This window comes from Pseudomonas sp. 05N434, from assembly GCF_056396965.1.
Window position 1 is genome coordinate 1 of sequence record NZ_JBFTMK010000316.1, and the last position, 5,863, is coordinate 5,863.

Annotated in this window: 6 protein-coding genes; all 6 read right to left on the bottom strand. The window is 59.7% G+C overall.

Annotated elements, in window-relative coordinates; genetic code table 11:
• A partial coding sequence (locus AC1DLB_RS19120; RefSeq protein WP_477785447.1) for an alpha/beta hydrolase occupies nucleotides 1–446 on the bottom strand: 446 nt, incomplete at its 3' end.
• 130 nt (nucleotides 447–576) lie between these two features.
• Entirely contained in the window at nucleotides 577–1,827 is a 1,251-nt protein-coding gene (locus tag AC1DLB_RS19125) for a flavohemoglobin expression-modulating QEGLA motif protein (RefSeq protein ID WP_172901247.1), read from the bottom strand.
• A gap of 63 nt (nucleotides 1,828–1,890) precedes the next feature.
• Complete coding sequence (locus AC1DLB_RS19130; RefSeq protein ID WP_064616250.1) at nucleotides 1,891–2,445, bottom strand: hypothetical protein; 555 nt, start codon at nucleotides 2,443–2,445, stop codon at nucleotides 1,891–1,893.
• 70 nt (nucleotides 2,446–2,515) lie between these two features.
• Nucleotides 2,516–3,232, bottom strand: a complete 717-nt coding sequence (locus tag AC1DLB_RS19135; protein WP_064616248.1) for a TetR/AcrR family transcriptional regulator — start codon at nucleotides 3,230–3,232, stop codon at nucleotides 2,516–2,518.
• Between the two features lie 102 nt (nucleotides 3,233–3,334).
• The gene (gene lysS, locus AC1DLB_RS19140) at nucleotides 3,335–4,837 is read right to left on the bottom strand and encodes a lysine--tRNA ligase (protein WP_018926680.1); all 1,503 of its coding nucleotides are present in this window, start codon (nucleotides 4,835–4,837) and stop codon (nucleotides 3,335–3,337) included.
• A 68-nt stretch (nucleotides 4,838–4,905) separates the two neighbouring features.
• Nucleotides 4,906–5,863: peptide chain release factor 2 (gene prfB, locus AC1DLB_RS19145; protein ID WP_477785448.1), on the bottom strand; the 958-nt coding region annotated here is incomplete at its 5' end.

The window sequence follows — 5,863 nt, forward strand, 5'->3', positions numbered from 1 at the left end:
GCCATCGAACCGCCAAGGCTCTGACCGAGAAGGATCAACGGCTTGCCCTTGACCTCCGGCGCCTGGTCGAGCCATGTGAAGGCGGCGTCGATGTCCTGATAAATCTCCGGCAACGCCGGCTTACCTTCGGACAATCCGTACCCGCGATAGTCCACCAGCAACACCTGATAGCCCTGCTTCGGCAACCACCAGCTCGCGCCCAGATGCCACGCCAGGTTGCCGCCGTTACCGTGCAGATGCAGCACAGTGCCTTTGACTTCGACGCCTTTTTTCGCCGGCAGCCACCAGCCATGCAGCTTGAGGCCGTCGGCAGTGGTCAGGGTGACGTCGCGATAGTCGAGCTTGGCTTTTTCCGGGGTGAACGGCTGGCCGGGCTCGGGGTAGAACAGCAAAGAGCTGCAACCGCCGAGGGCCAGGAGCAGGCAGAAGATGCCGAGGATTCTCATCCGGTGAAGCCTCAATGTGGGTGATCGTTCCCATGCTCCGCGTGGGAGTGCATACCGTGACGCTCTGCGTCACAGTGGACGCGAAGCGTCCATGGCGGCATTCCCACGCAGAGCGTGGGAATGATCTGAATCAAAGGATATTGGAGTAATCCGCTTCGATCCGGTCCAGGCTCAGGTGGTTGAGGAAGTTGGAGAAGCACATCCACGCCGACAACGCGTTCATGTCGCGGAACTGCTCGGGCAGGTACTTGGGCGGCACCACCAGGCCTTCGTCCACCAATTGGCGCAAGGTCCGCATGTCCTCCAGCGTAGTCTTGCCGCAGAACAACAGCGGTATCTGCTCCAGCTTGCCTTTGCGCACGGCCAACTGAATGTAGTTGTAAATCATGATAAAGCCCTTGAGGTAGGACAAGTCTTTGGTAAATGGCAGACCATTCGGCACCGAGCCGCGGAACACCCGACTGGCATTGCCGTAGCTTTCGGCCATTTCAAAGCCCTGAGCCCGGAAGAACTCAAAGATCTGCAAGAAGTCCGCGCCCTCCTCCACCATATGAATGGCGCGGGTGCGGTTGGTCAGTTTGCGCAAGCGGCTCGGGTAGGAGGCGAAGGTGATGATTTCCATCAGGATCGCCAGGCCCTCCTGAGTCACGGTGGACGACGGCGGGCCCTTGGACAGGAACGTACAGATCGGCTGATTCAGGCCGTTGAGGGTGGTGCCCACATGCACCAGCCCTTCATGGACTTCCAGCGCACGCACGTCGCGATTGTTGAACATCGCGTCGGTGCGGATCTTGATGTAGTCGGCGCCGGCCGCCGCGTCGGCGACGATCCCGTCGGACTCGAACACCCGGATGGTTTCCTCGTTTTCGCCAAACACCTTGTTCAACCGATGTTGCAGCAGGTCGACGGCTTCCTTGGCGGTGAGGACTTTCGGTTCGTCCTTGAGGTCGCCACGGCCGTCGATGTTGTTCAGGTAATCGGAGAGCATCAGCCCCAGGTCGGCCAGGGTCGGGTCGCCGGCGTGAAACGCATCGGACGCCGCGCCGTACAACTCCTGGGAAATCAACCCGAAATCCTCGGTGCCGCGCGCTTCAAGCATGCGCACCACCATGCGGTATTCCTTGCACATGCGGCGCATGATCTGCCCGACCGGGTTGAACTGGCCAAGTTGCCGAGTGATGTCGCGCTCGATGTTCTGGAACTCCAGCTTCACTTTGCTGGAGTCGAACGACAGCGGTCGATTGAGGTAGTAGTCGCGGTCCACGGCCGGCATTTCCTTGCCCTTGCCCTTGAGGAACCCCTTGCGAATACTGTCATCCCACTTGACCGCATCCAGAATGCGAATCGGCGTCTGCGCCAGCACTATGCGATCGGACAACATGCGTATCGTCTGCTGGTATTCGTCCACCCGAGACTCCTGTAGTAAAGCTGTTACGTGCTGGGTTTATTTGGTTTTGGCCAGGCGCTGATAGCGTACCGCTTCGACGAAGACATCGGAATTGGCCGGGTCGTCGAGGTAGGCGAATACCTGATCCAGGCTGTTGTTGATCAACACCCCATCGCCATCTTCAGTCTGAAAGCCTTCGCCACTGAGGGCTTCTTGCCCCATGGCCTGTCTGATCTGCTCAAGGTCGAGGTTGTAGACCACCAGTTCGTGCTTATCGTTGAGCTCGAAACCGGCGATGGTGAAATGCCCGCCGAACTGCGCCGGCACCTTCGCCGACAGATACCAGCGATTGCCATGGCGCGACACCGTGAAAGGATAGGCTTCGCGCTCATGGGGTTTGGCCTTGAAGTAGCTGACCGCCTGGTAGTGATTGTCGCCGACGCGTGTCAGTTCCAGGTTCATCGGCTCGCCCCAGGCATTGGTGCTGGCCCATTTGCCGAGCAACCCTTTGGGCGCGGACTCGCTGGCGGGCAGCGACTCCTTGAAGGTCACCAGGCAGCCACTGAGCAGCAGGAACGACAAGGCGATCACCACGACACGCCAGGCTTTCATTCAACACTCCCTATCGACACACGATGCCCCCTACTGGCCACTCTCCCACAGGGTTGAGTCCCACAAGGGGTTACACCGACGCCAGTACCAGGTGCATGTAGCGGGTCAGGATGCCGAGCATTTCCTCTTCGGCAACAGGCTCGGCATCGTTGAGCAGGCCCTGATATTCCATCCGTCCGACAATCGCCGTCAACACTTTGGCATCTTGTTGTGGCTCGCGGGAACCCAATACTTCGAAAAGCTGGCAGGTGCCCTGCAAGAGAATTTGTTGATGGGAACGCACCAACAACGCCAGACGCGGGTTGAGCAACGCTTCCTGGCGGAAGGCTTGCTCGGCCATCAGGTGCTCGCGGCGATTGATCAATTGCCGATGAACATAGTCAGCCATCAGCCGTGCGATATCGTCCGCCAGCTGTGAGCGCGACTCGGCGGTGCCATCACTGCTGACAACCATCTCGCGCAACAGGCCTTCGTTGCTGGCCCACAACCGGGCCATGTATGCCGCGCTGCGCTCCACGTATTGGGCGAAGGTATCGGTGAGCAGGTCATCGATGTCCTTGAAATAGTAAGTGGTGGCCGACAGCGGCACACAGGCCTCGGCTGCCACCGCACGGTGCCGCACGGCCCGCACGCCATCGCGCACGACAATGCGCATCGCCGCGTCGAGAATGTCCTGTCGACGCTGTTCGCTGCCCTGTCGGCTGGCCTTGCGGCCCTGGTACTGAACACTTTCAGCGACCGCAGTGGCGATATCCGCTGCACCTTCTTGAGCAATTGCACGATTCACGACAGGTATTCCTCTCTAACGTCAAAAGTAACCAATTGATACGTTTGTACCAGACAGGCAATAAAAAGCCGCCTGTTTTAGGCGGCTTTTTAATTGAAACATTTACGCTTGCGGGCGCATGTGCGGGAACAGGATCACGTCGCGAATCGACGGTGAGTTGGTCAGCAACATCACCAGACGGTCGATGCCGATCCCTTCACCGGCGGTCGGCGGCATGCCGTACTCCAGCGCACGAACGAAGTCGGCGTCGTAGTGCATGGCTTCATCGTCGCCAGCGTCCTTGTCGGCCACCTGTGCCATGAAGCGCTCAGCCTGGTCTTCCGCGTCGTTCAACTCGGAGTAGGCGTTGGCGATTTCACGGCCGCCGATGAACAGTTCGAAACGGTCGGTGACGTTCGGGTTCTCGTCGTTACGACGGGCCAGCGGCGACACTTCGAACGGGTACTGGGTAATGAAGTGCGGCTGTTCCAGCTTGTGCTCGACCAGTTCTTCGAAAATCATCACCTGCAGTTTGCCCAGGCCTTCGAAACCGAGCACCTTGGCGCCGGCCTTCTTGGCGATGGCGCGGGCCTTGTCGATGTCGTTCAGGTCGGCAGCGGTCAGTTCAGGGTTGTACTTGAGGATCGAGTCGAACACCGACAGGCGCACGAACGGCTCGCCGAAGTGGAACACCTTGTCGCCGTAAGGCACGTCGGTGCTGCCCAGAACCAGCTGCGCCAGTTCGCGGAACAGTTCCTCGGTCAGGTCCATGTTGTCTTCGTAGTCAGCGTGGGCCTGGTAGAACTCGAGCATGGTGAACTCGGGGTTGTGCCGGGTCGAAACGCCTTCGTTACGGAAGTTGCGGTTGATTTCGAAGACTTTTTCAAACCCGCCAACAACAAGCCGCTTGAGGTACAGCTCCGGCGCAATGCGCAAGAACATCTGCATGTCCAGCGCGTTGTGGTGAGTTTCGAACGGCTTGGCCGCCGCACCGCCCGGAATGGTTTGCAGCATCGGCGTTTCGACTTCCAGGAAGTCACGCTTCATCAGGAAGCTGCGGATGTGCGCAATCACTTGCGAACGCACGCGGAAGGTCTGGCGCACGTCTTCGTTGACGATCAGGTCGACGTAACGCTGGCGGTAGCGCTGCTCGGTGTCGGACAGGCCATGGTGCTTGTCCGGCAGCGGGCGCAGGGATTTGGTCAGCAGGCGCACGTTGGTCATTTCAACGTACAGGTCGCCTTTGCCGGAACGGGCCAGGGTGCCTTCGGCGGCAATGATGTCGCCCAGGTCCCAGGTTTTCACCGCGGCCAGGGTCTCTTCGGACAGGGTTTTACGGTTGACGTAAACCTGGATGCGCCCGGACATGTCCTGAATCACCATGAACGAGCCACGGTTGAGCATGAGACGACCGGCAACCTTGACCGGGATCGCAGCCTCTGCCAGCTCTTCCTTGGTCTTGTCCGCGTACTTCTTCTGCAAGTCTTCGCAGTAGGCGTCGCGGCGGAAGTCGTTGGGGAAGGCCTGGCCCTTGGCGCGCTCGGCAGCAAGCTTTTCCTTGCGCAGGGCGATCAGGGAGTTTTCTTCCTGTTGCAGGGCTTGCGGGTCGAGTTGTAGGTCGCTCATGTCTTTAAAAATTCCATCACAGATTCGTTGCCCCCAGCCTTCGGCTGGGGATCGCTGTAGGGCGTGCCTTACAGCCCTTGTTTCAGGCTCGCCACCAGGTATTCGTCGATGTCGCCGTCGAGCACCTTGTCGCAGTCGCTGCGTTCGATGTTGGTGCGCAGATCCTTGATCCGCGAGGCATCGAGCACGTACGAACGGATCTGGTGACCCCAGCCGATGTCCGACTTGGTGTCTTCCAGGGCCTGGGAGGCGGCGTTGCGTTTCTGCACTTCCTGCTCGTACAAGCGCGCCCGCAACATTTTCATCGCGGTGTCTTTGTTGGCGTGCTGGGAGCGTTCGTTCTGGCAGCTGACCACGGTGTTGGTCGGTACGTGAGTAATCCGTACGGCCGAGTCGGTGGTGTTTACGTGCTGACCACCGGCACCGGAGGAGCGGTAGGTGTCGATGCGCAGGTCCGACGGGTTGATGTCGATTTCAATGTTGTCATCGATTTCCGGCGACACGAACACGGCCGAGAACGAGGTGTGACGACGGTTGCCGGAGTCGAACGGGCTCTTGCGCACCAGACGGTGCACGCCGATTTCGGTACGCAGCCAGCCAAAGGCGTATTCGCCCTTGATGTGCACGGTCGCGCCTTTGATACCGGCGACTTCACCGGCCGACAATTCCATGATGGTCGCGTCGAAACCGCGTTTATCCGCCCAGCGCAGGTACATGCGCAGCAGGATGTTGGCCCAGTCCTGGGCCTCGGTACCGCCGGAGCCGGCCTGGATGTCCAGGTAGGCGTTGTTCTGGTCCATCTCGCCGCTGAACATGCGACGGAATTCGAGCTTCTCGAGGGCTTCGCGCAGGCGCTCCACTTCAAGGGCTACGTCGTCGACGGCGGCCTGGTCTTCTTCCTCGGCAGACATCAACAGCAGGTCCTTGGCATCGGCCAGACCGCTGGACATTTCATCGAGGGTTTCTACGATCTGGGCCAGCGCAGAGCGCTCGCGACCCAGGTTCTGAGCGTACTCAGGGTTGTTC